Below are 24,805 nucleotides of genomic sequence, written 5' to 3' on the forward strand. Positions count from 1 at the left end.
GGGGCCGGGCCGGCTGCGGTGGTCCTCCGCAGAATCCGCCGCCGGCCCGGGTTCCTTCGTCCCCGGCCGCACCATCGCGGCCGGGGACGAGGTCATGCTCGGAGGCGGGCGAGTTCGTCGAGCCGCGCCTCGGCTTCGGTGACGATCCGCTGGATCAGATCGGCTACCGTCGGGAGGTCGTCGATGATCCCGGCGACCTGACCCGACGCGAGGACACCCGCATCGGTGTTGCCCTCGACGAGTCCGGCCCGGAGCAGCATCGGCGTGTTCGCCGACATCATGAGCTGGCTCCACGTGCGGTCGCCGCCCTTCTTCATGGCGAGGCCCTCGGTCACGAGCCCCTTCCACGAGACTCCCGTGAGGGCCTGGAAGCGCACGGTGTTCACCGCCGCGTGCGCCAGTGTCGCGACACCGTGGGAGCGTTCGAGTGCGTCCACCAGCGCGGTGCGCAGCACCCGGTGCGGCATTCCGTCGACCTTGGTCGTGACCACCGTGTCACCGAGACCGCGGTGCAGGTACTCCGCTTTCACGGACTCGGGTACCCGGCTGTCGCGGGTGAGGAGGAAGCGGGTGCCCATCGCGACGCCCGCGGCGCCGTAGGCGAGCGCGGCCGCGAGACCGCGGCCGTCGAAGAAGCCGCCCGCGGCGATCACGGGGATGTCCACCGCGTCGAGCACGGACGGCAGCAGCAATGTGGTGGCGACGCCGCCCGTGTGGCCGCCGCCCTCGCCGCCCTGCACCACCACTGCGTCGGCGCCCCAGGAGGCGACCTTCTCCGCGTGCCGCGCGGCGCCGACCGAGGGGATCACCACCAACCCGGCGTCCTTGAGCTTCGCGATCATGTCCGGCTTCGGGGCGAGTGCGAAGGAGGCCACCTTGACGCCCTCGCGGATCAGCAGATCCACGCGCTGCTGCGCGTCCTCCGCGTCGGCCCGGAGATTCACTCCGAAGGGCTTGTCCGTTCGCTCCTTGGTCTTGCGGATCGCGGCCTCGAGCTCGGAATAGGTCATGGTCGCGGACGCGAGGATCCCCAGCCCACCGGCGTTCGCGGTGGCGGCGGTCAGGTGGGCGCCGGACACCCATCCCATGCCCGTCTGCACGACGGGGTGCTCGACCCCGACCAGCTCGGTGAAGCGCGTCCGCAGGGTCATGCGGGAACCTCCTTACTGCGCAGGTTCTTCGGATCGATGACGGTGCGGATCACGTCGAGCTCCTCCGCGGTGGGGACCCGGGTCTCGGGCACGCCGCCGGTGCCGAGGTCGAATCCGGTGGCCTCGCGCACCTGCGCCTCCGAAACGCCCGGGTGCACCGAGAGCAGCGTCATCGTCCCGTCGTCGGCGAAGCCCAGCACGGCGAGATCGGTGACCACGCGGTGGATGTCGTGGAAGCGCGACGCGGACGGACCCGCCGCCCGGGCGCGGTCGTATCCGACGCCACTGACGACGTCGACGGACTCCACGAAGACCCGCGTCGAGTGCTTCGGGATCCAGTACGAGGTGCGGTTGTTCACGGTGTTGCCGGGACCGCCGCGCACGCCCAGCAGCTGGCGCGACGGTGCGCGGTGCTCGCCGATGGCGGAGATGTTCTGGTTGCCGTACCGATCGATCTGGCTGGCGCCCATGATGACGTGCCGCTTGCCGTTCGGGACGACGACGTCGAGCACCTTCTTGAAGGGCTGCCAGCCCTCGATGCCCGCGGACGGGTTCGCCGCGTCGGCGACGAGGTAGGCCTCGCCGTCGGAGAGCAGCAGGTCGGGCGCGAACGTGAGCCGGGCGAGGCGGCCGCCCAGCGACGGGATCAGGCCCATGGGGCTGGCGGTGATCTCGCCGTCGCCGCGGAACAGGTCGGCGATCGCGGTCACGCAGACCTCGGCGCGGGTGATGTCGGTCATTTCGCCTCCTGGGCAGCGGATTCGGAGGCCCAGGCCGCGACCTGGGACTGGTAGTGCGCCTCGTCGCCGGAGAGGAACCGCTGCTCGAACTCAGCCCAGGCGGCGGGATCCTTGGCGCTCGCGGCGTAGTGTCGCTGGAACTTCTCGTCACGTCCGTAGTCGGGGACGGCGGTGGTGAAGTGGGCGCCGTTCGGCGTCTCCACCACGCCGGTGACGGCGCTGCGGTTGAGGAGCAAGGACTGGACGGGGCCGCCGGCCACCAACTCCTCGGTCGGCACTATCCGCTCGCACGAGACGTAGCAGCGATCGGCGGCGAGGGCGAAGTCGTCGTCGAAGTACGGGTCGGGGCCCAGGTATTGAGCGTTGCCGCGCGCGTCGGCGCGGTTCATGTGCACGAGGGCGGCGTCGAGTCGCAGTGCGGGCACGGCGACCAGCGTCTCGCCGTCGGCGTACGGCGAGGCCACCGTTCGCAGGTCCGGGTTGACGTCCATCACCGACGAGCCGAGGCCCGCGCGGATGGGGAGGAAGGGGAGGCGCTGCACCGCCGCCTTGAGCCCCGCGGCGAACATGCCCTCGTCCCACTCGGCGACTTCGATCGCACCGGACTGCCGGGCGCGCGCGAAGTTCGGGTCGATGGGCACGGTGTCGAGGGTGACGAAGCCGAACACGAGCTTCCGGATCCTTCCCGCCGCCGCGAGCAGGCCCACGTCGGGCCCGCCGTACGACACCACGGTGAGATCCTTCAGGTCGGAGCGCAGGATGGCGCGCACCAGGGCCATCGGCTTGCGCCGCGAACCCCACCCGCCGATCCCCAGCGTCATGCCGTCCTCGAGCTCGGCGACCACCTGCTCGGCGGTCATGGTCTTGTCGGTCATGCGTTCTCCTGTGCTGCGTCGTCGGATACGGGCCGCCCGCTCGCGGCACCGGACGCCTCGCCGACGGTGCGGCCGGTCGCGACGAATTCCCGCCGGTGCTCGTCCGAGTAGCCGGCGAGGTTGAGTTCGAAGGTGAAGCCCTGCTCGAACCGGTAGCTGGTGTGGACGTTCACCGGATCGATCCCGTTGATCGCCTCCTTGGCCTTGCGGATCACCCGGGTGTCCTTGGCCGCGATGGCCCGCGCCACCTCCAGTGCGGCGTCATCGAGCGCGGCGCGCGGCACGACGCGGTACACGGAGCCGAAGTGATGCAGCTGCTGGGCGGTCACGGTCCCGGCCGTGAAGTAGAGCGTGCGCATGAGGTGCTGCGGCACGAGCCGGGCCAGGTGGGTGGCGGCGCCGAGGGCCCCGCGGTCCACCTCGGGGAGACCGAACGTGGCGTCGTCGGAGGCCACCACCACGTCCGCGTTGCCGACGAGTCCGATACCGCCGCCCAGGCAGAAGCCGTTCACCGCCACGATGACGGGCACCGCGCAGTCGTAGACGGCGGAGAAGGCCGCGGCGCAGCCCGCGTTCGCGCCGATCAGCGCGCCGTAGCCGTCGCCGGCGGCCTGTGCCGCGTCGATCTCCTTGATGTCGACGCCGGCGTTGAACCCGCGGCCCGCTGCGCGCACCACGACGACGTGGCACGACGGATCGCGGCCGGCCTCGGTGATGGCGGTCGCGAGGTCGAACCAGCCCTGCACGGTGAGGGCGTTCACGGGGGGTGCGTCGACGGTGATCGTGTGGATCCCGGGCTCGTCGACGGTGGTCGTGATCGGTGAAGGCACACCGACTCCTTCGAGGTAGACAGGTAGAACGTGATCTAAACCTAGCAATTGCTTGGTACGCTACCACCGAAGCCCGGTCGGCCGGAATGGGAAGTGGTGAATCGTGTGACGAACGCACCTGCGGGGCGCGGTCTAGGACTCGAGGGCGCGGTGGTACTGGTCACCGGCGGCGTCCGGGGGATCGGAGCGGGCATCGCCCGCGTCTTCCTCCGGCAGGGCGCCACGGTGGTGGTGTGCGCCCGGCGAGAGCCCGAGAGCCCGGTCGCGATCGGCGGCGGTGCTGACGGAGTCGACGGTGCCGTCGCCGAGTTCGTGGCCGCCGACGTCCGCGAGCCCGAGCAGGTGGAGGCGTTGATCGCCGGCATCGTCGAGCGCCACGGCCGGCTCGACGTGCTCGTCAACAATGCCGGTGGCGCCCCCTACTCGGATGCGGCGACCGCCTCACCGCGGTTCCACGAGAAGGTCGTCGGGCTCAACCTGCTCGCCCCGCTCCTGGTGGCGCAGAAGGCGAACGCGATCATGCAGTCGGCCGGTGGCGGTGCGATCGTCAACATCTCGAGCGTGAGCGCCACGCGACCCTCGCCCGGGACCGCCGCCTACGGTGCGGCGAAGGCCGGGCTCGACTCGCTCACCACGAGTCTCGCGGTCGAGTGGGCGCCCGCGGTGCGGGTCAACGCGCTCGACGTCGGCATGGTGCGCACGGAGGCTGCGGAGCAGCACTACGGGGACGATGCCGGGATCGCCGCGATCGGTGCGACCGTGCCGCTCGGCCGGCTCGCGGACCCCGAGGAGGTGGGGGCGTGCGCCGCCTTCCTCGCCTCACCGCTCGCGTCCTACGTCACCGGCGCGACCCTGCTCGTGCACGGCGGCGGTGAACGCCCCGCCTTCCTGGCCGCGGCGAACGCCGAGCGCGACGCGCAGTAGACCGAACCACGAACGAGGAGAAGAACAATGACAGGAATCGTCGACGGCCGCGTCGTCATCGTCACCGGCGCGGGGCGCGGCATCGGCCGCGCCCATGCGCTCGCCTACGCCGCGGAGGGTGCGGCTGTGGTGGTCAACGACTACGGCGTCGGGCTGGACGGCGCGGACGCCTCGTCGGGCCCCGCTCAGCAGGTCGTGGACGAGATCCGCGCCGCGGGTGGACAGGCGATCGCGAACGCCTCCGACGTCGCCGATTGGGACGGCGCGCAGGCACTGGTGCGCAGCGCGATCGACGAGTTCGGCCGGCTGGACGTGCTCGTGAACAACGCGGGCTTCCTGCGCGACCGGATGCTGGTGAACATGTCGGAGGCGGAGTGGGACGCGGTGACCCGCGTGCATCTCAAGGGGCACTTCGCCATGCTGCGCCACGCCGCGGGCTATTGGCGCGACGAGTCCAAGGCCGGGCGGCAGCCCGAGGCCCGGGTGATCAACACGAGTTCCGGCGCGGGTCTCCTGGGCAGCGTCGGCCAGGGCAACTACGCCGCCGCCAAGGCGGGCATCGCCGAGATGACGATCCAGGCCGCCGCCGAGATGGGGCGCTACGGCATCACGGTGAACGCGATCGCGCCCGCGGCCCGGACCCGCATGACGGAAGTGACCTTCGCCGACGACATGGCCGCGCCCGAGGACGGTTTCGATGCGATGGCGCCCGAGAACATCTCGCCGCTGGTGGTGTGGCTCGGCAGCGTCGAGTCCGCCGACGTGACGGGCCGCGTCTTCGAGGTCGAGGGCGGCAAGGTCTCCGTGGCGCAGGGCTGGCGGCACGGCCCGCAGCGGGACAAGGGCGCGCGGTGGGCCCCGTCGGAGTTGGGTGAGGTGGTGCGGGGCCTGATCGCGGAGGCGCCGGTGCCGGAGCCCGTGTACGGCGCGTGATCGAAGGAGACGACGATGCCGGCCGCACGGGGAGGGGATCTCCGTGCGGCCGGCCGCGTCTCGGCGAGGGGAGGTGCCGAGTCTGTGGGTCAGGCGCGGGCGCCGAGGCGCCCGGACTCGGCGAAGAAGCGCACCAGTTCGGTGGCGGTCGTCGCCATCGACCGCGGGGCGTAGCCGAGTTCGTTGCGCGCCTTGCTGATGTCGACCAGGGGTGACGCGAACAGCGGCCCGAGCGCGGCCTTCGAGAGCACGTCGGAGCCGAGCCGGGCGTTGATGGGTTCGAGCACCGGCATGATCGCGGCGAGCGCACCGATCGGCACCGCCACCCGCGGCCCCGACTTGCCCGCTGCCTGCGCGGAGAGCCGCATGGCGTCGATGATCGGCGCGAACTCGCCGCCGAGGAGGTAGTTCTCACCCGTGCGGCCCTTCTCGGCCGCGAGCATCACTCCCGTCGCCACGTCGCGGACATCGACCAGGTCGAAGCCGGCCTTGGAGACGAAGGCGGGCATCCGGCCGCGGGCCGCGGTGTGCGCGAGCCGGTTCAGGCGCGAGAGCGCGGCCCCGTGGTCAGCAGGGCCCCACACGCCGGTGGGATTGCAGATGGTGGCGTCCAGCCCGTCGTCGACGACCTTGCGCAGCTCCTGTTCGCCCGCCCACTTGGAGCGGTCGTAGACGGGGATCTCCGGCCGCACCGACCGGGGCGCGGTCTCGTCGATGACGTCGACGAGGTCCTGGTCGAAGGCGTGGATCGAGCTCAGGTGCACCATCTTCCGAACGCCCGCGGCCAGGGCGGCGCGCGCGACGACGCGAACACCCTCCGTGTTGAGCCGCCACGCGGCTTCGTCCTGCATCCGGAGCGTGATCATGGCGACCAGGTGGTAGACCACTTCGACGTCCTCGAGTGCGGAACGCATCTCGGCGGGCTCGAGCACGCTCGCCCGCACCCAGCGCACGCCCGCGGGCGCGTGCGGGGAGGCGGTGCGGTCGATGGCGACCACCTCGTGCCCCTGCTCGACGAGTTGTTGCAGGAGGTTCCCGCCGACGAATCCGGCCGCGCCGGTGACTGCTACCCGCATCGGCTCAGATCCGCTCGATGATCGTGCCGGTGGCCATCGCGCCGCCGCAACACATCGCGATCAGCGCGGTCGACGCGTCGCGACGCTCCAGCTCGTGCAGCGCGGTGGTGATGAGGCGCGCGCCGGTGGAGCCGACCGGGTGGCCGAGCGCGATCGCGCCGCCGTTGACGTTGACCTTGTCCGGATCGGGGCCGATCACCTGCTGCCAAGACAGCACGACGGAGGCGAAGGCCTCGTTGACCTCGAACAGGTCGATATCGCTCAGCGAGCGACCGGAACGCTCGAGGACGCGCTCGGTGGCGCGGATCGGACCGTCCAGGTGGTAGTAGGGCTCGCCGCCGACGAGGGCCTGCGAGACGATCCGCGCCCGCGGGGTCAGTCCGAGCGCGGCGGCGCGGTCGGAGTCCATGAGCAGGACGGCGGCGGCACCGTCGGACACCTGCGAGGAGGTCCCGGCCGTGTGCCGACCCCCGTCGAGCATGGGCTTGAGTTTGGCGAGCCCCTCCGCCGTGCTCTCGCGCGGGCCCTGGTCGCGCGAGACCTCGATCGTCTCGCCCGTCGGTGCGCCGTCGGCCATGGCGGGCGCCTTGAGCGGCACGACCTCGCGGTCGAAGCGTCCCTCCGCCCAGGCCTGGAGGGCCTTGCGCTGCGAGGCGAGTCCGAACGCGTCGATGTCCTCCCGGGTGAGGCCGCGGCGCTCCGCGATCCGTTCGGCGGCGAGGAACTGATTGGGCATGTCGATCGTCCACGACGGCGGCCGGGAGTTGCCGAGACCCTCCGGCCGGTTCGCGCCCAGTGGGATGCGGCTCATGGACTCGACGCCGCACGAGATCCCGACGTCGATCGCGTCGGTGGCGATGAGGCCGGCGATGAGGCCCGTGGCCTGCTGCGCGGACCCGCACTGAGCGTCGATGGTGGTGGCGCCGGTCAGCTCGGGCAGGCCCGCGTTCAGCCAAGCGGTGCGCGTGATGTTGCCGGCCTGCTCGCCGGCCTGCGTGACGTTGCCGCCGATGACCTGCTCGACGTGGTCGGGATCGACGCCCGCGTGATCGAGGAGCGCGGTGACGGTGCCGCCGAGGAGTTCGGCGGGGTGCAGTCCGCTCAGCCAGCCACCTCGCTTGCCGATGGGGCTGCGGACGGCGTCGACGATGACGGGGATGCCCATATCGATCGTTCCTCACATTTCTCGGCTCCTCCCGACTGGGTAGAGCACGTTCTTGATTGTGGCGCCGATCTCCGGCTCTGTCGAGCCTCCTGTGGTGGCACCGTGGCTGGTTCGTCCCTGTGTAACTGCTGTGCTGCCAGCGTCCTCCGCAATCTAGCTCACGAGCGGACCGTCTGTGCTTCAATGAGTAGAACATGTTTCAGATACGCCTGGCCAGAGACCGGGTGGAGACGCTTGAGGAGGCGGCGTGAGCGTGCACTTCCCCGCGGGGTTCGATTTCACCAGCCCCGACCTGTGGTCGGAGCGGCGGCCCGAGGCCGAATTCGCCGAGCTGCGGCGATCGGCGCCGGTGTGGTGGCAGGACATCCCGCCCGGCACCACCGGGTTCGACGACGGCGGCTTCTGGGTGGTGTCCAAGCTGGAGGACATCAAGGCCATCTCCCGGAACCCGAAGCAGTACTCGAACTGGGAGAACGGCGCCATCGTCCGGTTCGGACCGGAGATCGAGCGCGAGCAGATCGACATGCAGCGCATGCTGCTGCTCAACATGGACCCGCCGCAGCACACCAAGACGCGGCGCATCATCTCGCGCGGTTTCACGCCGAAGGCAGTGCAGTCCCTGCACGACGCGCTGGCGGAGCGCGCGGAACAGATCGTGCACGAGGCCCGCAAGACCGGCGGCGGCGACTTCGTCGAGCAGGTCGCCTCCGAGCTGCCCCTGCAGGCGATCGCCGAGTTGCTCGGCGTGCCCCAGCAGGACCGCAAGAAGCTGTTCGACTGGTCCAACTCGATGATGGCCTACGACGATCCGGAGTTCGAGGGGAACTACCTCGAGGCGATGACGGAGTTCACGGGGTACTCGTGGAACCTCGCGGAGGAGCGGCGGAAGTGTCCGATGGACGACATCGTGACCTCGCTGATCCAGGCGGACATCGACGGCGAGTCGCTCGGCAGCGACGAGTTCGCCTTCTTCGTCCTGCTGCTCGCGGTGGCCGGCAACGAGACCACCCGTAACGCGATCAGCCACGGCATGAAGGCCTTCGTCGACTACCCCGAGCAGTGGGAGATCTACAAGGAGCAGCGCCCGCGCACCGCACCCGACGAGATCGTGCGGTGGGCGACGCCGGTGTCGGTGTTCCAGCGGACCGCGCTCGAGGACGTCCAGCTCGGCGAGCAGACGATCAAGAAGGGGCAGCGCGTCGCGCTGTTCTACGCGTCGGCGAACTTCGATGAGGACGCTTTCGAGGATCCGTACACCTTCAACATCCTTCGCGACCCGAACCCGCACGTCGGGTTCGGCGGATCGGGCACCCATCACTGTGTGGGCGCGAATCTCGCCCGGCTCGAGATGGACCTGATGTTCAAGGCCATCGCCGACGTCATGCCGAACCTGCGCGAGCTGGAGCCCCCGCAGCGACTCCGCTCCGGCTGGCTCAACGGCATCAAGCACTGGAAGGTCGCGTACGAATAGGCGGATCTCCCGGGGATTTCGCATTCTGCTGCCCTCCGAAGCCGAATCAGGCTTCGGAGGGCATTTCATTGCGGATCTCCCGAAAACGGATCGCCCCGGCCGCCGTGTGCGGACTACTCTGGCGCCGGTGAGCACACCCGAATCCCATGAGGAAGGGGTCGCCGGTCCCGCCGTCGGCCCCGTGCCGGACCGCGCCGTGGTGCGCTGATCCGCTGGTCCGAGTCGGCCGTGGCGACCGGAGACGACGCCCTCGTTTCCCTCGTCCCAGGAGTCCTCCGTGCCTCGGCTCGTCCTGTTCCTCGCCCTCGCCGTCTTCGCGATGGGTACCTCCGAATTCATGCTCGCCGGCGTGCTGCCGACACTCGCCGCCGATCTCGCGGTCTCCCCGTCCGCCGCGGGTTCCCTCGTCTCCGCGTTCGCGGTCGGGATGGTCGTCGGCGCCCCCGCCATGGCCGCCCTCGCCCGACGGTGGCCGCCGCGCGCGGCCCTGCTCGGTTTCCTGGCACTCTTCGCCGCGGCGCACATCGTCGGCGCCGCGGCCACTGCGCTGCCGTTCCTGCTCGGAACGCGTGTGGTGGCGGCGTTCGCCAACGCGGGCTTCCTCGCGGTGGCGTTCACGGTGGCGGCAGCCGCCGTAGGACCAGAGCGACGGGCGCGGGCGCTATCGGTGTTGCTCGCGGGGACCACGGTCGCCATGGTCGCGGGCGTCCCCGCAGGCGCGGTCGTGGGCGCCGCCGCGGGGTGGCGGATCCTGTTCTGGGCGATCGCGGCGTTGTGCGTGCCGCCCTTCCTCGCGATCCTCACCGCGGGACCGGGCGCTGCCGGGGCCGGTGACCCGCGGCCCGCACTCCGCGCCGAGCTCGTCGCGCTGTGCGGCGGTCGGACGGCGACGCTGCTCGTCCTCACCGCACTGGTGAACGCGGGCACGTTCGGGGCCCTCACCTACCTCGCGGTGCCCGTGGCGGAGGTGCTCTCGGCGGCGTGGGTCCCGCTCGTCCTCATGCTCTTCGGGGCGGGCGCGTGCCTCGGAGTTGCGCTCGTCGGCCGCATCGGCGATGCCCGCGCATGGACGCTCCTCGCTCTCGGCGGTCCGCTCCTGGCAGGAGCATGGGCGGCGCTCGCGACCGGGTCCGGAAGCCCCGTGATCCTGCTGGCGGTCGTGCCCCTGGCGAGCGCGTTCGCCTTCGCCGTCGGTGGGTCTCTGATCGCCCTCGCGATCGGGGCCGCCGCCCACGACGCTCCCACCATGGCAGGCTCCTACGCCACGGCCGCGCTGAACGTCGGTGCGGCCGCGGGACCGGTCGGTGCGGGCGTGGCGCTCGACCACGTGGGCGGGTTCATGGGACCCGCGGGTTTCGCGGCGGTGGTCGTGGTTGTGGCGATACCCGGCGCGGTGATCGTCGGCCGGGCGATCGGGTGCGCGCGGCGATCTCGCGGATGCGCCGATCCCGCACCCATCCGATCCGTCGCGCTCGAGGAATGACGGTGCCAGGGCGTCAGGCAGGCTTGTCCGCGCCCACCAGCCACATCGAGAAGTACTGCGAGCCGCCGCCGTAGGCGTGGCCGAGGGCCGTGCGGGCACCGTCGACCTGGTAGTCCCCGGCCCGCCCCATGACCTGCTTCGCGGCCTCGGCGAACCGGATCATCCCGGACGCTCCGATGGGGTTGGACGAGAGCACGCCACCCGACGGATTCACGGGCAGTTCGCCACCGATCTCGGTGCCCCCGGACTCGGTGAGCTTCCAGCCCTGGCCCTCGGGGACGAACCCCAGGTTCTCCAGCCACATGGGCTCGAACCAGGAGAAGGGTACGTAGATCTCGGCGGCGTCGACCTCGCGCAGCGGATCGGTGATGCCGGCGTCGCGCCACAGCGCGGCGGCGGCGTCCTGGCCCGCGCGCGGGCTGACGTGCTCACGGCCGGCGTACGCGAGGGGCTCGGTGCGCATGGCGGTGGCGAGGACCCAGCCGACACGGTTGCCGGTCGCGGCCTCCGACGCCGCGGCGGCCTCCTCGTCGCCGAGCACGATCGCGCAGGCACCGTCGGACGAGGGGCACGTCTCGTCGAACCGGATGGGGTCCCAGAGCATCTGGGACGCCTGCACGGACTCGAGCGTGATGTCGGGCTGGTGCAGATGCGCGAACGGATTGCGCGCACCGTTGCGGCGGTCCTTCACCGCGACCATCGCACCGACGTGCGTGGGCGCGCCGGAGCGCCGGATGTAGGAGCGCACGTGCGGCGCGAAGTAGCCGCCGGCGCCGGCGCCGACGGGCACCGTGAACGGGACCGGGATCGATAGCGCCCACATGGCGTTCGACTCCGACTGCTTCTCCCAGGCGACGGTGAGCACCCTCCGGTGCACGCCCGATTTGACCAGGGCGGCGGCGACCGCGGCGGTGGAGCCGCCCACGGAGCCCGCGGTGTGCACGCGCAGCAGCGGCTTTCCGACCGCGCCGAGCGCATCCGCCAGGAACAGCTCCGGCATCATGACGCCCTCGAACATGTCGGGCGCCTTGCCGATCACGATGGCGTCGATGTCGGCCATCGTGGTACCCGCATCGACCAGCGCGGCGTCCACCGCCTCGCGGATCATGCCGGCCATCGAGACGTCGGTGCGCTTGGCGCGGTGCCGGGTCTGGCCCGTTCCCAGTACGGCGGTGGGCTTACCCATCACTTGGCCTCCATCACGGCGATCAGGTTCTGCTGCAGGGCGTGCCCGCCGGTGGCGTGGGCGAGGGCGCGCTCCGCGTCGCCGTCCCACACCGCACGGGCGGCCTCGCCGATCCGGGCGAGCCCGGCGGAGAACATCGGGTTCCCCACCAGCGCACCGCCGGACGGGTTGATCCGCACGTCGTCGCCGAGCCCGATGGCGTTCCGCAGGATCAGCTCCTGGTGCGTGAACGGGGCGTGCAACTCGGCGAGCTGCACGCCGTCCGCGCCGGCGGCGCGCGCCGCAGCGGTGGTCGACGGCGACCGGGTGAGGTCGCGCGAGCCCAGCGCGGGGGAGTCGATCCGGTGCTCGAGGCCGGTGATGAACGCCGGGTTCTCCCGGATCTCGCGGGCGCGCTCGGCGGAGGCGAGGATCGCGACCGCGGCACCGTCGGTGACGGGCGCGATGTCGTGCCGGCGCAGCGGGTCCGCCCACAGCGGCTCGGCCAGGAGCGTGTCCGCGTCGACGGTGCGCGAGACCTGCGCCGCCGGATTCGCGGTCGCGTCGGAGAGGCTGCGCGCGGCGACCGCGGCCATGTCGGCCTCGGTCCACGCGCCGGAGTCGATGCCCGCGCGGGCCTGCAGCGCGGCCACGGACACCGAGTCGGGCCACAGCGGAGCGACGGTGTACGGGTCGAGCTGCATGGTCAGCGTGCGGCGCAGGACGCCCGCGGAGGACTTGCCGAAGCCGTAGACGAGGGCGGTGTCGATCTCGCCGGTGCGGATCTTCACCCACGCCTCGTACAGCGCCCACGCGGCGTCCATCTCCACGTGCGACTCGTTGATCGGCGGCACGGCGCCGATGGAGTCGATCGCGGCGATGAACGAGAAGGCGCGCCCCGCCAGGTAGTCCGACGATCCGGAGCACCAGAAGCCGATGTCGGACTTGGTGAGGCCGGTCTGGGCGAAGACGTCGGCGAACAGCGGGATCAGCATCTCCACGCCGTTGGTGGTGGTCTCGGCCGCGCGCAACCACGGGGTGGCGGCGTAGCCGACGACGGCGACGGAGCCGTCCGGATCAGTGCAGGTACGTGTGCTCACAGGTGCTTCTCGTAACTGGAGTAGGGGGCGTCGGGCTCGCCGGTCGGTTCGAAATGCGAGATGTTGCCGGGACTCTCGGTCCACTCCTCGCGCGGCCTCCACACGGCCCGCACCCGCATGCCCATCCGCACCTCGGACGGATCGCAGCCGAGGACGAGGTGGAGGAACGGGATGTCGGCACCGTCGATCAGGACGTACGCGGCGACGTACGGGGGCTTGATCCGCTGACCCTGGAACGGGACGTTCACCACGCAGAACGTGGTGACGACGCCGGTGTCCGGGAGGTCGACCTCCTCCGTGGTGGGGATACCGTCGATCGGGCAGGCATTGCGGGGCGGGACGTAGACGTTGCCGCAGGTCCCGCACCGCTGGCCGAGCAGGCGGCCCTCGGCCAGGGCCCGCAGGTACCGGGTCTCCGGTACGGAGGCCGAGTGCTCGAGCCGCAGGGCGACCGGGGTGGTGAGGATCTCGATGGGCGGACCCGACGGTGCGGCGAACTCGGGGACGCCGTCGCCCTCACCCGGGACGAAGTACGCGATGTCGCCGATCGCGCCGGTGGTCTCCGTGGCCCACTGCGCGTGGACCCGCATCCCGGTCGTGATGCCCTCGGGGCCGGCGACGTCGACGGCGTGCAGAAGTGCGGTGTCGGCACCGTCGAGGCGGATCAGGGCGTAGGCGAAGGGCCGATCGAAGGGCTGCCCGTCGACGGGGTGCGCGTTCCAGCTCCAGCTGGTCACCGTCCCGGTGTCGGAGACCGGGACGATCTCGGTGAGGGCGGCGGTGGTGTCCGGATCGAATTCCAGCGGAGGGACGTGCACCCGCCCGGCCGAGTCCCGGGTGCCGACGATGCGGCGGTCGCGGAGGTTCGTCATGAACGCGCCCAGGACCGGTCCGAGCGACCGGGTGTAGTCGAAGGACAGATGCATCGGCGCCGAGAGGGTCTGCGGTTCTGCGGTCACCCGACGAGTGAAACATGTTCTAACTTTTTGGCGCAAGGGTATCCCGGAAAAGGTATTCAGCCCTTACCGTGGAGAAAGTTCGCACCGCGTTCCGCGCCGGTGTTCCGTCACGATTCACGAGGTGTTCCATGGACGATCTGCATCGCGAGCCGCTCGCCGGCGACATCCTGCTCGGCTCCCTCGCCGCCTACCCGGACCGCGTCGCCGTGCACGTCACGGGCCCCGACGGTGATTCCGCGCTGACCTACGCGCAGGTGCGCGACGAGGTCAGCCGCTACGCGCAGGCCTACGCGTCCGTCGGCCTGGGGGTGGGCAGTCCGGTCGCGATGCTGTCGGGCAACCGGCACGAGGTGCTGATCGCCCAGTCCGCCAACCTCATCACCGGTGTGCGTTTCGCTGCGCTGCACCCGATGGGCTCGCTGGACGATCACGTCTACGTCATGGAGGACGCGGGCATCGAGACCCTCATCTACGACCCGCGCCTGTACGAGGAGCGCGCTGCGGACCTGCGAGAGCGGGTCCCGGGCCTGAAGACGCTCCTATCGCTGGGGCCCACGGGAACCGGGACCGACCTGACCGCCGTCGCGGCCGTGTTCGAACCGGGGCCGCTCACGGCGCACACCGCCGATCCGTCGTCGACCGCGAGCCTCGCTTACACCGGCGGCACCACCGGCAAGAGCAAGGGCATCATGCTCAGCTACTCCGGCGGCGCGGCGCTGTTGCGCATCCAGCGCACGGAATGGGAATGGCCGGAGGAGATCCGGTTCCTGGTGTGCGCACCGCTCAGCCACGCGGGCGGCGCCTTCTGGAACCCGACGTCGATGGCCGGCGGGTCCATGGTCGTGCTGCCCCGGTTCGAGCCGGAGGCCGTGCTGGCGGCGATCGAGAAGTACCGGATCACCGCGACGATGCTGGTGCCCACCATGATCTACGCGCTTCTCGACCACCCGAAGTTCGACGACTACGACCTCTCCAGCCTGGAGACCGTCTTCTACGGCGCGTCCGCGATCTCGCCCACTCGGCTGACGGAGGCGATCGAGCGCATCGGACCGGTGTTCTTCCAGTTCTACGGCCAGGCCGAGTGCCCCATGACCATCTCCGTGCTCCGCCGAGGCGACCACGACCCGTCGAGGCCGGAGCGGCTGGCGAGCTGCGGCAAGCCCGTCCCGTGGGTGAACGTCGCCCTGCTCGACGACGCCGGCAGCCCCGTCGAACCCGGCGCGCCGGGAGAGATCTGTGTGCGCGGGCCGCTGGTGATGCAGGGCTACCTGAACAAGCCGGAGCAGACCGCCGAGGCCACGGCGCACGGCTGGCTGCACACGGGCGACGTGGGGCGGTTCGACGACGAGGGCTACCTCTACATCGTCGACCGGAAGAAGGACATGGTGGTCACGGGCGGCTTCAACGTCTTCCCGCGCGAGGTCGAGGACGTGATCTCGACGCACCCGTCCGTCGCGTCCGTGGCCGTGATCGGCGTACCCGACGAGAAGTGGGGCGAGGCGGTCAAGGCCGTCGTGGTGCCGCGCGCCGGTGCGACGGTCGACGTCGAGGAGCTGCGCGACCTGGTCCGCGACCGGAAGGGCGCCGTCTACACCCCGAAGACCGTCGATCTCGTCGAGTCCATCCCCGTCAGCCCCCTCGGCAAGCCGGACAAGAAGGCCCTCCGCGCCCAGTACGCCTAGTCGTCCCGATTGAACACCGTTTCTGTTCGGAGAAACCGCAGGTCGGGGCGAACAGAAACGGTGTTCAATTGCAGGGTCAGCGGCCCTCGAAGACGGGGGTGCGTTTCTCGGCGAAGGCGCGCGGGCCCTCCTTGGCGTCGCGGGAGAGGAAGACGGGCAGGCCCTCCTTCGCGTCGATGGCGAAGGCCTCCTCCTCGTGCATGCCCTCGGTGGCGCGCATGGTGCGCAGCATCGCCTGGACGGCGAGGGGGCCGTTCGCGTTGATCAGCTCGGCCAGCTCCAGGGCCTTGGCCAGCGCGTCGCCGTCGGGCACGACGTGCCCGATCAGCCCGTACTCCTTGGCCTCGGCGGCCGTGATGTGCCGACCGGTGAGCAGCAGGTCGGCAGCCACGGTGTAGGGGATCTGGCGCGGCAGCCGGACGGCGGAGCCGCCCATCGGATACAGGCTCCACTTCGCCTCGGAGACGCCGAATCTCGCGCTCTCGCCCGCGACGCGGATATCGGTGCCCTGCAGGATCTCGGTTCCGCCGGCGATCGCGGCACCCTCGACGGCGGCGATGAGCGGCTTGCCGGGGCGGCGGCCCTTGATGAGGCCGGGGATCCTGGCCGGGTCGAAGGCGCTGCCCTCCTTCATCGCCTCGCCCGGGTTGGACTTCGCCATGTTCTTCAGGTCCGCGCCGGCGCAGAAGGCGCCGCCCGCGCCGGTGAGCACCGCGCTGCGGATCTCGGGGTCGGCGTCGATGCGATCCCAGGCGTCGCTGAGGATCTGCAGCATCTCGCCGGTGAGGGCGTTCTTGCGCTCCGGCCGGTTCATGGTGATGAGCAGCGTGTGGCCGCGCTGCTCGACGAGGGCGTGCGGGGCGTCTGTCATGCCGGATGCTCCTTCGGTCGTGCCCTTCCTCCGAGCGAGGATCGGCAAATGCGGGAATCCGCTTCCGAGAAACAGTAACAGGTTCTAGTTTGGAGGAAAGAACTCTTCAGGAGGTTTCATGCGCACACCCCTGTGCGAGGACCTGGGCATCCAGTACCCGGTCATCGCCTTCACCCCGTCGGAACACGTGGCCGCGGCGGTCTCCCGGGCCGGCGGCCTCGGCGTGCTCGGTTGCGTCCGGTTCAACGACCCCGGCGAGCTCGACGCCGTCCTCGACTGGATGGACGCCAACACCGACGGCCGGCCCTACGGCGTGGACGTCGTCATGCCGAACAAGGTGCCCACCGAGGGCACCGCGGGCGACCTCACGCAGCTCATCCCCGAGGAGCACCGGGCGTTCGTCGAGCGGACCCTCCGGGAACTCGGGGTGCCGGAGCTGCCCGACGGCGCCGAGGGCGCGGGCGTGCTCGGCTGGCTGCACTCGGTGGCCCGCTCGCACGTCGACGTCGCGCTGGGACACCGGATCGCATTGATCGCCAACGCTCTCGGCTCGCCGCCGAAGGACGTCATCGACGCCGCGCACGAGCACGGCGTCAAGGTCGCCGCGCTCGCCGGCCGCGCCAAGCACGCCCGCTCCCACGTCGACAACGGCGTCGACATCGTCATCGCGCAGGGCTACGAGGCCGGTGGTCACACCGGCGAGATCGGGTCGATGGTGCTCCTGCCGGAGATCGTGGACGAGGTGGGCGACGATGCGACCGTCGTCGCCGCGGGCGGCATCGGTTCCGGCCGGCAGATCGCCGCGGCGCTGACCCTCGGCGCCGAGGGGGTGTGGATGGGGTCGTACTGGCTCACCACCACCGAGTACCTCGAGACGCACACGAAATCGCAGACCATGCAGGACGCGCTGGTCGCCGCGACGAGCGCCGACACCGTGCGCACCCGCATCTTCTCCGGCAAGCCCGCCCGCCTGCTCAAGACCCGGTGGACGGAGGCCTGGGAGCAGCCCGGCGCACCGTCGGCCCTGCCCATGCCCCTGCAGAACCTGCTGGTGGGGGAGGCGCACAGCCGGATCCACGCCTCGGGTGATCCCTCCGTCGTCGCGATGCCGGTCGGCCAGATCGTGGGCCGGATGAACGCGGTCCGGCCCGTCGCGGAGATCATGGCCGAGCTGGTCGGCGAGTTCGAGGATGCCGTCGACCGCCTGAACCTGGCACGCTGACCCCATGGGAACCAACCAGCGCGGCCAGATCCAGATGACCGAGGCGGAGATCGCGGACTTCCTCGAGCGCAGCCGCACCGCCACCATCGCCACCCTCGGTGCGAGCGGAGCGCCGCACCTCGTCGCCATGTGGTACGCCGTCATCGACGGCGACCTGTGGATCGAGACCAAGGCCAAATCGCAGAAGGTCGTGAACCTGCGCCGTAACCCGGTGATGAGCGCCTCGATCGAGGCCGGGCACTCGTACGACCAGCTGCGTGGCGTCACCATAGAGGGCACCGCCGAGATCGTCGAGGACGAGGCGACGGTCCGCGCGGTCTGCGAGCAGGTCTACGAGCGCTACTTCGGGCCGTACTCCGACGAGCTCAAGCCCGCCATCGACGAGATGATGAAGAAGCGGGTCGCCGTGCGGCTGCGCGGCGACCGCGTGCGCTCCTGGGATCACCGCAAGCTCGGGATGCCCGAGCTGCCGGTCGGCGGAAGCACCGCCGCGTACCTGTAGGGGGCGGACGATGCCCGGATCACCTGCGCGGAACGACGACGCCGCGGGCTTCGTCGAGATCAGCCCCTGTGTCGGGGGGCTCGTACGTACCTGGTCGGGCGACGGCGCCTCGCGCCTCTGGTCGGTGCCCGACGACAGCTGGCTCCGCGAGGTCCAGGCGACGGGCCGGATCGGCCGCGTCTCGCGGAGGGAGGGCCGGTACCGCGAAGCCGCGCGGCTGTCCGAGGCCGACGGTGCGCTGCTCGTCCGGCCCCGCGTCCCGCTCCGCGCCGAGGACGGGAGCCTGACGATGGAGGCGCAGTCCGTCGCCCTCGCGCCGGAGAAGCGGGCCTCCCGCTCGACCTTCGAGGACTTCCGGGAGGTGCTGACCCGGGCCGTCGAGCACTGTGCCGCGACCGACGAGTACCTCGTCGTCGAGCGGGGTGCGCGGGACGCGCAGCGCGAGCCCTTCTGCCTGTTCGCGGTGCTTCCCGCCGGCGCCGAGCCCGGTGTCTTCGTCACCGTGGTCGAGACCGCGCCGCCACCGCGGGAGTCCGATCTCTGGGCCCCCTACGTCGACGAGTGGGACCGGACCGCCACGATCAGCGCGCCGTCGAACCCCGAGACCGTGGCGACCGCCCCGACCGTGATGATCGAGGCGATCAGCCGGTGGGACGCCGATCCCTGGGACCTCGCCTTCACTTTCGGTCGACGGTGATGCTCAGCCCCGGGCCGCCTCGGCCAGCGCGCGCAGTGATGACTCCTCGCGGACGCCGCTGAACAGGACCGTCGTGACGGGGGATTCCCGCCACAGCGCGAGGCGCTCGGTGATCCGGTCGATCGGGCCGAGCAGGGCGATGGAGTCGGCGAGCTCATCCGGGACGGCGGCGATGGCGCCCGCGCGGTCGCCCGCGAGGAACTTCTCCTGGACTTCGACCGCGGCGTCGGCGAAGCCGAGCCGGCCGATGAGGTCCAGGTGGAAGTTCGTCGACTTGTGGCCCATCCCGCCGATGTAGAAGGCCAGCGGGACCTTCGCCTGCGTGAGCGCGGCGTCGAGGTCGTCGGAGACGATCACCGACACGGTCGCGGCGATCTCGAAGTCCGGGGAACGACCCGCGAGGGAGTCGCCGAAGACCGACTCGACCTGCTGCGGATCGACGAACAGCGGCAGCCAGCCGTCGGCGATCTCCGTCGACAGCGCGACGTTCTTCGGCCCCTCCGCGCCGAGGAAGATCGGGATCCGCGGCCGCACGGGCAGGGCGATGGACTTGAGCGGCTTGCCGAGGCCCGTCCCCCCGGGCAGCGGCAGCGGGTAGTGCGGGCCGGCGCTGGTGACCGGCTCCTCCCGGGCGATCACCTGCCGCACGATGTCGACGTACTCGCGCGTCCGGGCGAGCGGCTTGGCGAACGGGTTCCCGTACCAGCCCTCGGCGACCTGTGGCCCGGAGGCGCCCAGGCCGAGCACCATGCGGCCGCCGGAGAGGCCGTCGATCGTGAGGGCGTGCATGGCGGTCGCCGTGGGGGTGCGCGCGGGGATCTGCGCCACGGCGGTGCCCAGTTTGATCCGCTTGGTGCGGGATCCGTACCAGGCCAACGTCGAGAAGGCGTCGGAGCCGTAGGCCTCGGCGGTGAAGACGTAGTCGTAGCCGAGGTCGTCGGCGGCGATCACCGCCGCGGTGTGGTCCTCCGGCCCACGGGTCCAGTAGCCGAGGTTGATGCCCAGATTGAGATCGTTGACCATGACCCGAATCTAGAACAAGTTCTAGAGTTTGGGTTACAGTTCGGTATGGCTTCGCCCACGCAGATCGACAGCACCCTGCCCGCGCGCGTCACCGACGAGCTGATCGAGCGCCTCACCGCGCTGGTGGTGGCCGACGGCACCCGCGAACCGTTCACCATGACCGAGGTCTTCACCGGCGCGGCCATCGGCACCCTCCCGCAGTCCACGCCGAGCGACGTGGTCGCGGCCTTCGCCACCGCGCGGGAGGCGCAGCGACAGTGGGCGCAGCGGCCCCTCGAGGAGCGTCTCGCCGTGTTCCGGCGCCTGCACGAGCTGATCCTCGAGAACAACGAGCTGCTCGTCGACCTCATCCAGAGCGGCACCGGGAAGAACCGGCGGATGGCGTTCGAGGAGTCCTGCGACGTCCCGATGGTGATCAGTCACTACCTCAAGTCCGCACCCAAGCTGCTCCGCTCGCGCCGCCGCGGCGGCCCGGTCCCCGTGGTGAGCAACTCCGTGGAGCTGCACCGCCCCAAGGGCGTCATCGGCGTCATCGCGCCGTGGAACTTCCCGTTCGCGATGGCCCTGTCGGACGCGATCCCCGCCCTCATCGCCGGCAACGGCGTGGTCCTCAAGCCCGACAACAAGACCGCGCTCGCCGCGCTGTACGGCGTCGAGCTGCTGCGCCGCGCCGGCGCACCGGACGGGCTGTTCCAGGTGGTCTGCGGGCAGGGGCCGGACGTCGGCCCCGCGCTGATCGACGAGTCGGACTTCGTGATGTTCACGGGTTCCAGCGCCACGGGTGTCACGGTCGGCGAGCGGGCCGGCCGCAACCTCATCGGTTGCAGTCTCGAACTGGGCGGGAAGAACCCGATGATCGTCCTCGATGACGTCGATCTCGATGAGGCCGTCCCGTCGGCGATCTTCGCGGTCTTCGCCAACGCCGGTCAGGCCTGCATGCACATCGAGCGGATGTACGTCCACGAGAAGATCTACGACGAGTTCTCCCGCCGGTTCGTCGCCGCCGCCGGCGCGCTCAAGCTGGGCGCGACCTACGACTTCGAGCCGGACATGGGCTCGCTCGCCTCGCCCGACCAGCTGCGCCGCGTCGCCGCCCACGTCGAGGACGCGCGGGCCAAGGGCGCCACGGTGCTGTGCGGCGGCCGTGAGCGCACCGACATCGGGCCGGCGTTCTACGCGCCGACGATCCTCACCGATGTCACTCCGGACATGCACCTCGCCTCCGCCGAGACCTTCGGTCCCGTGGTCTCCCTGTTCCGCTACGCGAGCGACGACGAGGCGATCCGCCTCGCCAACGACACCCGCTACGGACTCAACGCCAGCGTGTGGGGCAAGGACCTGCGCCGCGCGGCGCGGATCGGCGCACAGCTGGAGGCGGGCAACGTCAACATCAACGACGGCTTCGCCGCGTCCTTCGCGAGCAAGGGCACCCCGTCGGGCGGGTGGAAGGCCTCGGGCGTGGGCGTGCGCCACGGCGACGCGGGCCTCCTGAAGTACACCGACACCACCAACCTCGCGACCCTCAAGCAGCAGGTGTACAACCCGCGCCCGGGGCAGACCTACGAGCAGTACACCCGGCAGACGAAGCAGGTGCTGCGCTGGATGCGCAAGCTGCGCATCCGCTGATCCCGTCACCGCGAGGGCGGGCCGGCGGCCCGCCCGCGACTACGCTGGCCGGGTGCACGACGGCAGCGCCCCCGACGATGCGGCGATGATCGGCGTCCTCGGACCGGTCGTCGCCGGCGGTCGGCCCGTGCCCGGGGTGCGGGCCCGGCGGCTCCTCGTCACGCTGGTCCTCGCCGACGGCCGGCCCGTGAGCGCCGACCGCCTCGTCGACGACGTGTGGGGCGATGCCCCGCCGAAATCGCCGCACGCGGCGCTGCACACACAGGTATCGCGCGTGCGCGCCGTCGTGCGCCCCGCCCGGCTCGAGGCCGTGGCCGGCGGGTACCGCCTCGAGGCGGAGTCCGATCTCGCCCGTGCCGAGGCGGCGCTGCGCGACGGGAGCGGGGCGGCGGAGGCGCTGCGCCTGTGGCGCGGCATCCCCGGCGACGACCTCGACGACGGCGGCCCGGCGGCCGAACTCGCGCGCCGCGCCGCCGATGCGCTCCACCGACTCGAGGCCCGCGTGGCCGCGGAGGCGCTGGCGGCGGGCGACGTCGACACGGCGCGCGCGATCGCCGAGCGGCGCATCGCCGCGGATCCGCTCGACGAGCCGGCCCGCGTTCTGCTCATGCGCGCCCTCGCCGGCGCCGGGCGGACCGCCGAGGCCCTCGCCGCATACGCGGACCTGCGCCGCGTCTCGATCACCGAGCTGGGCGCCGAACCGGGCGATGAGGCCGCCCGGCTCCATCGCGAGCTGCTGGCGGGCGCCGCCCCCGTTCCCGCCGGTCCGACGACGGCACCGGCACCGCGCGCCGCGGCGGTGGGCCTCCCGGCCGAGGTCACGCCGCTCGTCGGCCGGGCCGACCAGGTCGCCGAGCTGGTGCGGGCGGTGGACGAGGCGCGCGTCGTCACCGTGCTGGGACCGGGCGGCGTGGGGAAGACGCGGATCGCGGAGGCCGTCGGTGCCGCGGTCGCGGACGCCGGAACCGCGGTCTACTACGTGCCCCTCGCCGCGGTCCGATCGGGCGGGGGCGTCCTGCCGGCCGTCTCGCGCGTGCTGGGGTTGGCGGAGTCGGACCTCGGCCCCGACGGCATGCCGCGCAGGTCCGTCCGCGACCTGGGCGCGCGCGTGTTGGAGGCGCTCGGGCGCCGTCGATGCCTCGTCGTCCTCGACAACTGCGAGCAGGTCATCGACGCGTGCGCCGATGTGGTGACCGACCTCGTGTCGGGCGCCCCGGGCGTCACGGTGCTCGCGACCAGCCGCTCGCCCCTGCAGATCCGCGCGGAACGGGTTCATCCGCTGCCCGTCCTGGCGACCGCCGGCGCGGACTCCGCTGCGGTGGAGTTGTTCGCGCAGCGCGCCCGCGCAGTCCGGCCCGACGTGGCGCTGCCCGAGGACGCCGTCGCCGAGCTCTGCCGCCGCCTCGACGGACTGCCGCTCGCGATCGAGCTGGCCGCCGCCCGGGTGCGCACGTTGAGCGTGGAGGAGATCACCGATCGGCTCGCGCAGCGGTTCGCGCTACTGCGGTCGGCCGACCGTTCCGCGCCCGACCGGCACCGCACCCTGTACGCGGTGATCGCGTGGAGCTGGGACCTGTTGGAGCCCGACGCCCAGTGGACCCTGCGCAGGCTGTGCCGGTTCCCCGCGGGCTTCGACACCGAGGCCGCGAGCGCGGTCACGGGCCTCGACACCATCGCGCTCGACGACGCACTGATCTCGCTGGCGAACCAGTCCCTGCTGCACGTCGCGGAGAGCGGCGGTCGCACGCGCTACCGGATGTTGGAGACGGTCCGCGAGTTCGGCGAGGAACGCCTCGCCGAGGCCCCGGTCGCCGCCGACGGCACGACCGAGGGTGCCGCCGTCGACCGTGCGATGGCGTCGTGGGCGGCGACGCTCGCGGCCGGGATGTGGAGCGAGTACCGGTCCGTCGGCGGTCACGGGGTGATCGCCCGGCTCGCCGACGACCTCGAGAACCTCGCCTTCGTGCTGCGCGGCGCCGTCGACGACCTGGCCGGTGGTGAGCGCGCCGCGGCCCGGACGGTGATCCGGGTGTTCCCGCTGCTCGCCGGCCTGTGGTCGATGCGGAGCCTGCACGCGCAGGTGCAGGAGCTCGGAATCCGGATCGTGTACGCGCTCCCCGACCCGCGGGAGGCGCTCGCCGCAGGGCTGTCCGACGAGGACCGGGAACTGTGGCAGGCGACGGTGCTCGCGGCGTGTGCGGCACCCGGCGCGAATCCGAAAGCGCGGCACGTCGTCCGGGGCCGGACGATGATCCGGCGGCTGCACCGGCCCGAGCGGGCGCTCCTGGATCCGGCCGAGTACTTCAGTTCGGCCTTCCTGCAGCATTCGGTGTACGGCCTCCTGCGCCTGGTTCTTGCCGGTGTGGCGTCGCCCGTGGACGACGTGCGGCTGCACGCCCTCGCGGCCCGGATGAATCTGCGGGAGAACAGCGGCGATCTGACCGGGGCGCTGGAGGACTCCGTCGAGATCGCGGCGATCGGCGGACACGGCGACGCCTGGACGGAGGCGATGCTCGCCATGAGTACCGCGAGCATCTACGGCCAGCAGGCGCGCTGGTCGGAGGCGGAGCAGCGGTACCGCACCGCGGTGGAGAAGTTGGCGTCGATCGGTGCCGACGAGGATGCCAAGCAGGCCACGGCGTACCTCGTTGCGAGCCTGTGCTCGCTCGGCCGGATCGACGAGGCGGAGGCCCTGCACCGGCCCCTGCAGGACGGCTGGTCGCCATCGGATCCCGATCCGGACGGCGGGCCGGAGGCGGTGGCCGCCATGATGATCGGCGCGGCCGAGCTGGCGCGCCTGCGGGGTGCACCGGACGCGGCCCTCTACCGACGGGCGGGCGAGCTCCTCGTGCGCCGGATCCCCAACGGCAGCAGGGACCCCGGCGGGGAGATGCTGGTCGCGATCGCGCTGCTCGGTGTCGTGGCGTGTGGCGCGCCGGAGACCGGCAGGACGCTCGTCGACGCGCTGATCGCGGGTGACGAGGCGATGTTCGGAGTCACGGGCTACTGGGACCTGCCCCAGGCCGCGACCATGGCGCTCGCCGTCGGGGCGTATCTGGTCGCTACGGATCCGGCGTCCGAGGCGGCACCGATCCTGGTGGGCCTCGCCCGCAGGCTCGGTGCGCGCCAGGACTATCCGGTGATGCACGCGGCGATGCAGCGGCTGCAGGTGCCACCGGACGGGGTGCCGGCGCAGGCCTGGCGGGCAGAGGTGGATCGCATCGCCGCGCTGTCCCGGTCGCGTGCGGTGCGCCTCCTTCGCGACACGACCGCCGCGCTGCGCCGGAGGGCGTAGCGCGGCGGCCGTGGC

21 protein-coding genes are annotated in these 24,805 nt (G+C 71.6%); 10 read left to right on the forward strand and 11 right to left on the reverse strand.

Going from position 1 to position 24,805, the window contains the following annotated elements; all coding sequences use genetic code 11:
- Window positions 1-92: 92 nt before the first annotated feature.
- Genes ELY19_RS10255 through ELY19_RS10270 form a run of 4 tightly spaced genes read right to left on the reverse strand, consistent with a single transcriptional unit; the run spans window position 93 to window position 3,596 of the window.
- Window positions 93-1,151, reverse strand: coding sequence for an NAD(P)H-dependent flavin oxidoreductase (locus ELY19_RS10255; protein ID WP_126196098.1), 1,059 nt, complete (start codon window positions 1,149-1,151; stop codon window positions 93-95).
- Window positions 1,148-1,891 (reverse strand): CoA-transferase subunit beta, encoded by a 744-nt coding sequence (locus ELY19_RS10260; protein ID WP_126196099.1) that lies wholly within the window; start codon window positions 1,889-1,891, stop codon window positions 1,148-1,150. The genes ELY19_RS10255 and ELY19_RS10260 overlap by 4 nt, the downstream gene beginning before the upstream one ends.
- Window positions 1,888-2,766, reverse strand: coding sequence for a CoA transferase subunit A (locus ELY19_RS10265; RefSeq protein ID WP_126196100.1), 879 nt, complete (start codon window positions 2,764-2,766; stop codon window positions 1,888-1,890). Before ELY19_RS10265 ends, ELY19_RS10260 begins: the two co-directional genes overlap by 4 nt.
- Entirely contained in the window at window positions 2,763-3,596 is an 834-nt protein-coding gene (locus ELY19_RS10270; protein WP_126196101.1) for an enoyl-CoA hydratase family protein, read from the reverse strand. Before ELY19_RS10270 ends, ELY19_RS10265 begins: the two co-directional genes overlap by 4 nt.
- Window positions 3,597-3,701: 105 nt before the next feature.
- Here ELY19_RS10270 and ELY19_RS10275 point away from each other — a divergent pair, with 105 nt between their 5' ends.
- Together ELY19_RS10275 and ELY19_RS10280 are read left to right on the forward strand one after the other, a co-directional pair.
- Complete coding sequence (locus ELY19_RS10275) at window positions 3,702-4,520, forward strand: SDR family oxidoreductase (RefSeq protein ID WP_126196102.1); 819 nt, start codon at window positions 3,702-3,704, stop codon at window positions 4,518-4,520.
- A gap of 27 nt (window positions 4,521-4,547) precedes the next feature.
- Window positions 4,548-5,453: an SDR family oxidoreductase gene (locus ELY19_RS10280; RefSeq protein WP_126196103.1), complete on the forward strand. Its 906-nt coding sequence runs from the start codon at window positions 4,548-4,550 to the stop codon at window positions 5,451-5,453.
- Between the two features lie 89 nt (window positions 5,454-5,542).
- Here ELY19_RS10280 and ELY19_RS10285 read toward each other — a convergent pair whose 3' ends face one another.
- Window positions 5,543-6,529, reverse strand: coding sequence for an NAD-dependent epimerase/dehydratase family protein (locus tag ELY19_RS10285; RefSeq protein ID WP_126196104.1), 987 nt, complete (start codon window positions 6,527-6,529; stop codon window positions 5,543-5,545).
- 4 nt (window positions 6,530-6,533) lie between these two features.
- On the reverse strand, window positions 6,534-7,694 hold the full coding sequence (locus ELY19_RS10290) for a steroid 3-ketoacyl-CoA thiolase (RefSeq protein ID WP_126196105.1): 1,161 nt from the start codon (window positions 7,692-7,694) through the stop codon (window positions 6,534-6,536).
- Between the two features lie 247 nt (window positions 7,695-7,941).
- Between ELY19_RS10290 and ELY19_RS10295 the strand changes: the two genes are divergently transcribed.
- The gene (locus ELY19_RS10295; RefSeq protein WP_126196106.1) at window positions 7,942-9,165 is read left to right on the forward strand and encodes a cytochrome P450; all 1,224 of its coding nucleotides are present in this window, start codon (window positions 7,942-7,944) and stop codon (window positions 9,163-9,165) included.
- A gap of 277 nt (window positions 9,166-9,442) precedes the next feature.
- Window positions 9,443-10,648, forward strand: coding sequence for an MFS transporter (locus ELY19_RS10300; RefSeq protein WP_227966729.1), 1,206 nt, complete (start codon window positions 9,443-9,445; stop codon window positions 10,646-10,648).
- A 13-nt stretch (window positions 10,649-10,661) separates the two neighbouring features.
- On the opposite strand, the gene ELY19_RS10305 is transcribed toward ELY19_RS10300, so the two are convergent.
- The 3 genes from ELY19_RS10305 to ELY19_RS10315 are packed head-to-tail and all read right to left on the reverse strand — an operon-like array spanning window position 10,662 to window position 13,839.
- Window positions 10,662-11,834, reverse strand: coding sequence for a thiolase family protein (locus tag ELY19_RS10305; protein ID WP_126196107.1), 1,173 nt, complete (start codon window positions 11,832-11,834; stop codon window positions 10,662-10,664).
- A complete protein-coding gene (locus ELY19_RS10310) occupies window positions 11,834-12,913 on the reverse strand; it encodes a thiolase family protein (protein WP_126196108.1) in 1,080 nt (359 codons plus the stop codon). The genes ELY19_RS10305 and ELY19_RS10310 overlap by 1 nt, the downstream gene beginning before the upstream one ends.
- The gene (locus ELY19_RS10315; RefSeq protein ID WP_126198785.1) at window positions 12,910-13,839 is read right to left on the reverse strand and encodes a Zn-ribbon domain-containing OB-fold protein; all 930 of its coding nucleotides are present in this window, start codon (window positions 13,837-13,839) and stop codon (window positions 12,910-12,912) included. The genes ELY19_RS10310 and ELY19_RS10315 overlap by 4 nt, the downstream gene beginning before the upstream one ends.
- A 161-nt stretch (window positions 13,840-14,000) precedes the next feature.
- Here ELY19_RS10315 and ELY19_RS10320 point away from each other — a divergent pair, with 161 nt between their 5' ends.
- Window positions 14,001-15,554: an AMP-binding protein gene (locus ELY19_RS10320; protein WP_126196109.1), complete on the forward strand. Its 1,554-nt coding sequence runs from the start codon at window positions 14,001-14,003 to the stop codon at window positions 15,552-15,554.
- A gap of 76 nt (window positions 15,555-15,630) precedes the next feature.
- On the opposite strand, the gene ELY19_RS10325 is transcribed toward ELY19_RS10320, so the two are convergent.
- Entirely contained in the window at window positions 15,631-16,425 is a 795-nt protein-coding gene (locus tag ELY19_RS10325) for a crotonase/enoyl-CoA hydratase family protein (RefSeq protein ID WP_126196110.1), read from the reverse strand.
- A 118-nt stretch (window positions 16,426-16,543) separates the two neighbouring features.
- Here ELY19_RS10325 and ELY19_RS10330 point away from each other — a divergent pair, with 118 nt between their 5' ends.
- Genes ELY19_RS10330 through ELY19_RS10340 form a run of 3 tightly spaced genes read left to right on the forward strand, consistent with a single transcriptional unit; the run spans window position 16,544 to window position 18,846 of the window.
- The gene (locus tag ELY19_RS10330) at window positions 16,544-17,647 is read left to right on the forward strand and encodes an NAD(P)H-dependent flavin oxidoreductase (RefSeq protein ID WP_126196111.1); all 1,104 of its coding nucleotides are present in this window, start codon (window positions 16,544-16,546) and stop codon (window positions 17,645-17,647) included.
- Between the two features lie 4 nt (window positions 17,648-17,651).
- A complete protein-coding gene (locus tag ELY19_RS10335; RefSeq protein ID WP_126196112.1) occupies window positions 17,652-18,149 on the forward strand; it encodes a pyridoxamine 5'-phosphate oxidase family protein in 498 nt (165 codons plus the stop codon).
- A 10-nt stretch (window positions 18,150-18,159) separates the two neighbouring features.
- Window positions 18,160-18,846 (forward strand): hypothetical protein, encoded by a 687-nt coding sequence (locus ELY19_RS10340; protein WP_126196113.1) that lies wholly within the window; start codon window positions 18,160-18,162, stop codon window positions 18,844-18,846.
- A 3-nt stretch (window positions 18,847-18,849) separates the two neighbouring features.
- On the opposite strand, the gene ELY19_RS10345 is transcribed toward ELY19_RS10340, so the two are convergent.
- Window positions 18,850-19,869 (reverse strand): LLM class F420-dependent oxidoreductase, encoded by a 1,020-nt coding sequence (locus ELY19_RS10345; protein WP_126196114.1) that lies wholly within the window; start codon window positions 19,867-19,869, stop codon window positions 18,850-18,852.
- Window positions 19,870-19,914: 45 nt separating this feature from the next.
- Between ELY19_RS10345 and ELY19_RS10350 the strand changes: the two genes are divergently transcribed.
- Both ELY19_RS10350 and ELY19_RS10355 read left to right on the forward strand, forming a co-directional pair.
- Complete coding sequence (locus ELY19_RS10350) at window positions 19,915-21,495, forward strand: succinic semialdehyde dehydrogenase (RefSeq protein WP_126196115.1); 1,581 nt, start codon at window positions 19,915-19,917, stop codon at window positions 21,493-21,495.
- Between the two features lie 52 nt (window positions 21,496-21,547).
- Complete coding sequence (locus ELY19_RS10355; protein ID WP_126196116.1) at window positions 21,548-24,790, forward strand: AfsR/SARP family transcriptional regulator; 3,243 nt, start codon at window positions 21,548-21,550, stop codon at window positions 24,788-24,790.
- Window positions 24,791-24,805 lie beyond the last annotated feature (15 nt).

Origin of the sequence: Tsukamurella paurometabola (assembly GCF_900631615.1) — a bacterium.
In the GTDB taxonomy this organism is placed as follows: domain Bacteria; phylum Actinomycetota; class Actinomycetes; order Mycobacteriales; family Mycobacteriaceae; genus Tsukamurella; species Tsukamurella paurometabola_A.

What these genes read in the sequence shown, in the direction of transcription:
- ELY19_RS10280 (WP_126196103.1), top strand. Translation starts at nt 4,548, where the DNA reads ATGACAGGAATCGTCGACGGCCGCGTCGTCATCGTCACCGGCGCGGGG.
- ELY19_RS10265 (WP_126196100.1), bottom strand. Translation starts at nt 2,766, where the DNA reads ATGACCGACAAGACCATGACCGCCGAGCAGGTGGTCGCCGAGCTCGAG.
- ELY19_RS10290 (WP_126196105.1), bottom strand. Translation starts at nt 7,694, where the DNA reads ATGGGCATCCCCGTCATCGTCGACGCCGTCCGCAGCCCCATCGGCAAG.
- ELY19_RS10340 (WP_126196113.1), top strand. Translation starts at nt 18,160, where the DNA reads ATGCCCGGATCACCTGCGCGGAACGACGACGCCGCGGGCTTCGTCGAG.
- ELY19_RS10285 (WP_126196104.1), bottom strand. Translation starts at nt 6,529, where the DNA reads ATGCGGGTAGCAGTCACCGGCGCGGCCGGATTCGTCGGCGGGAACCTC.
- ELY19_RS10335 (WP_126196112.1), top strand. Translation starts at nt 17,652, where the DNA reads ATGGGAACCAACCAGCGCGGCCAGATCCAGATGACCGAGGCGGAGATC.
- ELY19_RS10315 (WP_126198785.1), bottom strand. Translation starts at nt 13,839, where the DNA reads ATGCATCTGTCCTTCGACTACACCCGGTCGCTCGGACCGGTCCTGGGC.
- ELY19_RS10255 (WP_126196098.1), bottom strand. Translation starts at nt 1,151, where the DNA reads ATGACCCTGCGGACGCGCTTCACCGAGCTGGTCGGGGTCGAGCACCCC.
- ELY19_RS10320 (WP_126196109.1), top strand. Translation starts at nt 14,001, where the DNA reads ATGGACGATCTGCATCGCGAGCCGCTCGCCGGCGACATCCTGCTCGGC.
- ELY19_RS10325 (WP_126196110.1), bottom strand. Translation starts at nt 16,425, where the DNA reads ATGACAGACGCCCCGCACGCCCTCGTCGAGCAGCGCGGCCACACGCTG.
- ELY19_RS10305 (WP_126196107.1), bottom strand. Translation starts at nt 11,834, where the DNA reads ATGGGTAAGCCCACCGCCGTACTGGGAACGGGCCAGACCCGGCACCGC.
- ELY19_RS10345 (WP_126196114.1), bottom strand. Translation starts at nt 19,869, where the DNA reads ATGGTCAACGATCTCAATCTGGGCATCAACCTCGGCTACTGGACCCGT.
- ELY19_RS10350 (WP_126196115.1), top strand. Translation starts at nt 19,915, where the DNA reads ATGGCTTCGCCCACGCAGATCGACAGCACCCTGCCCGCGCGCGTCACC.
- ELY19_RS10330 (WP_126196111.1), top strand. Translation starts at nt 16,544, where the DNA reads ATGCGCACACCCCTGTGCGAGGACCTGGGCATCCAGTACCCGGTCATC.
- ELY19_RS10260 (WP_126196099.1), bottom strand. Translation starts at nt 1,891, where the DNA reads ATGACCGACATCACCCGCGCCGAGGTCTGCGTGACCGCGATCGCCGAC.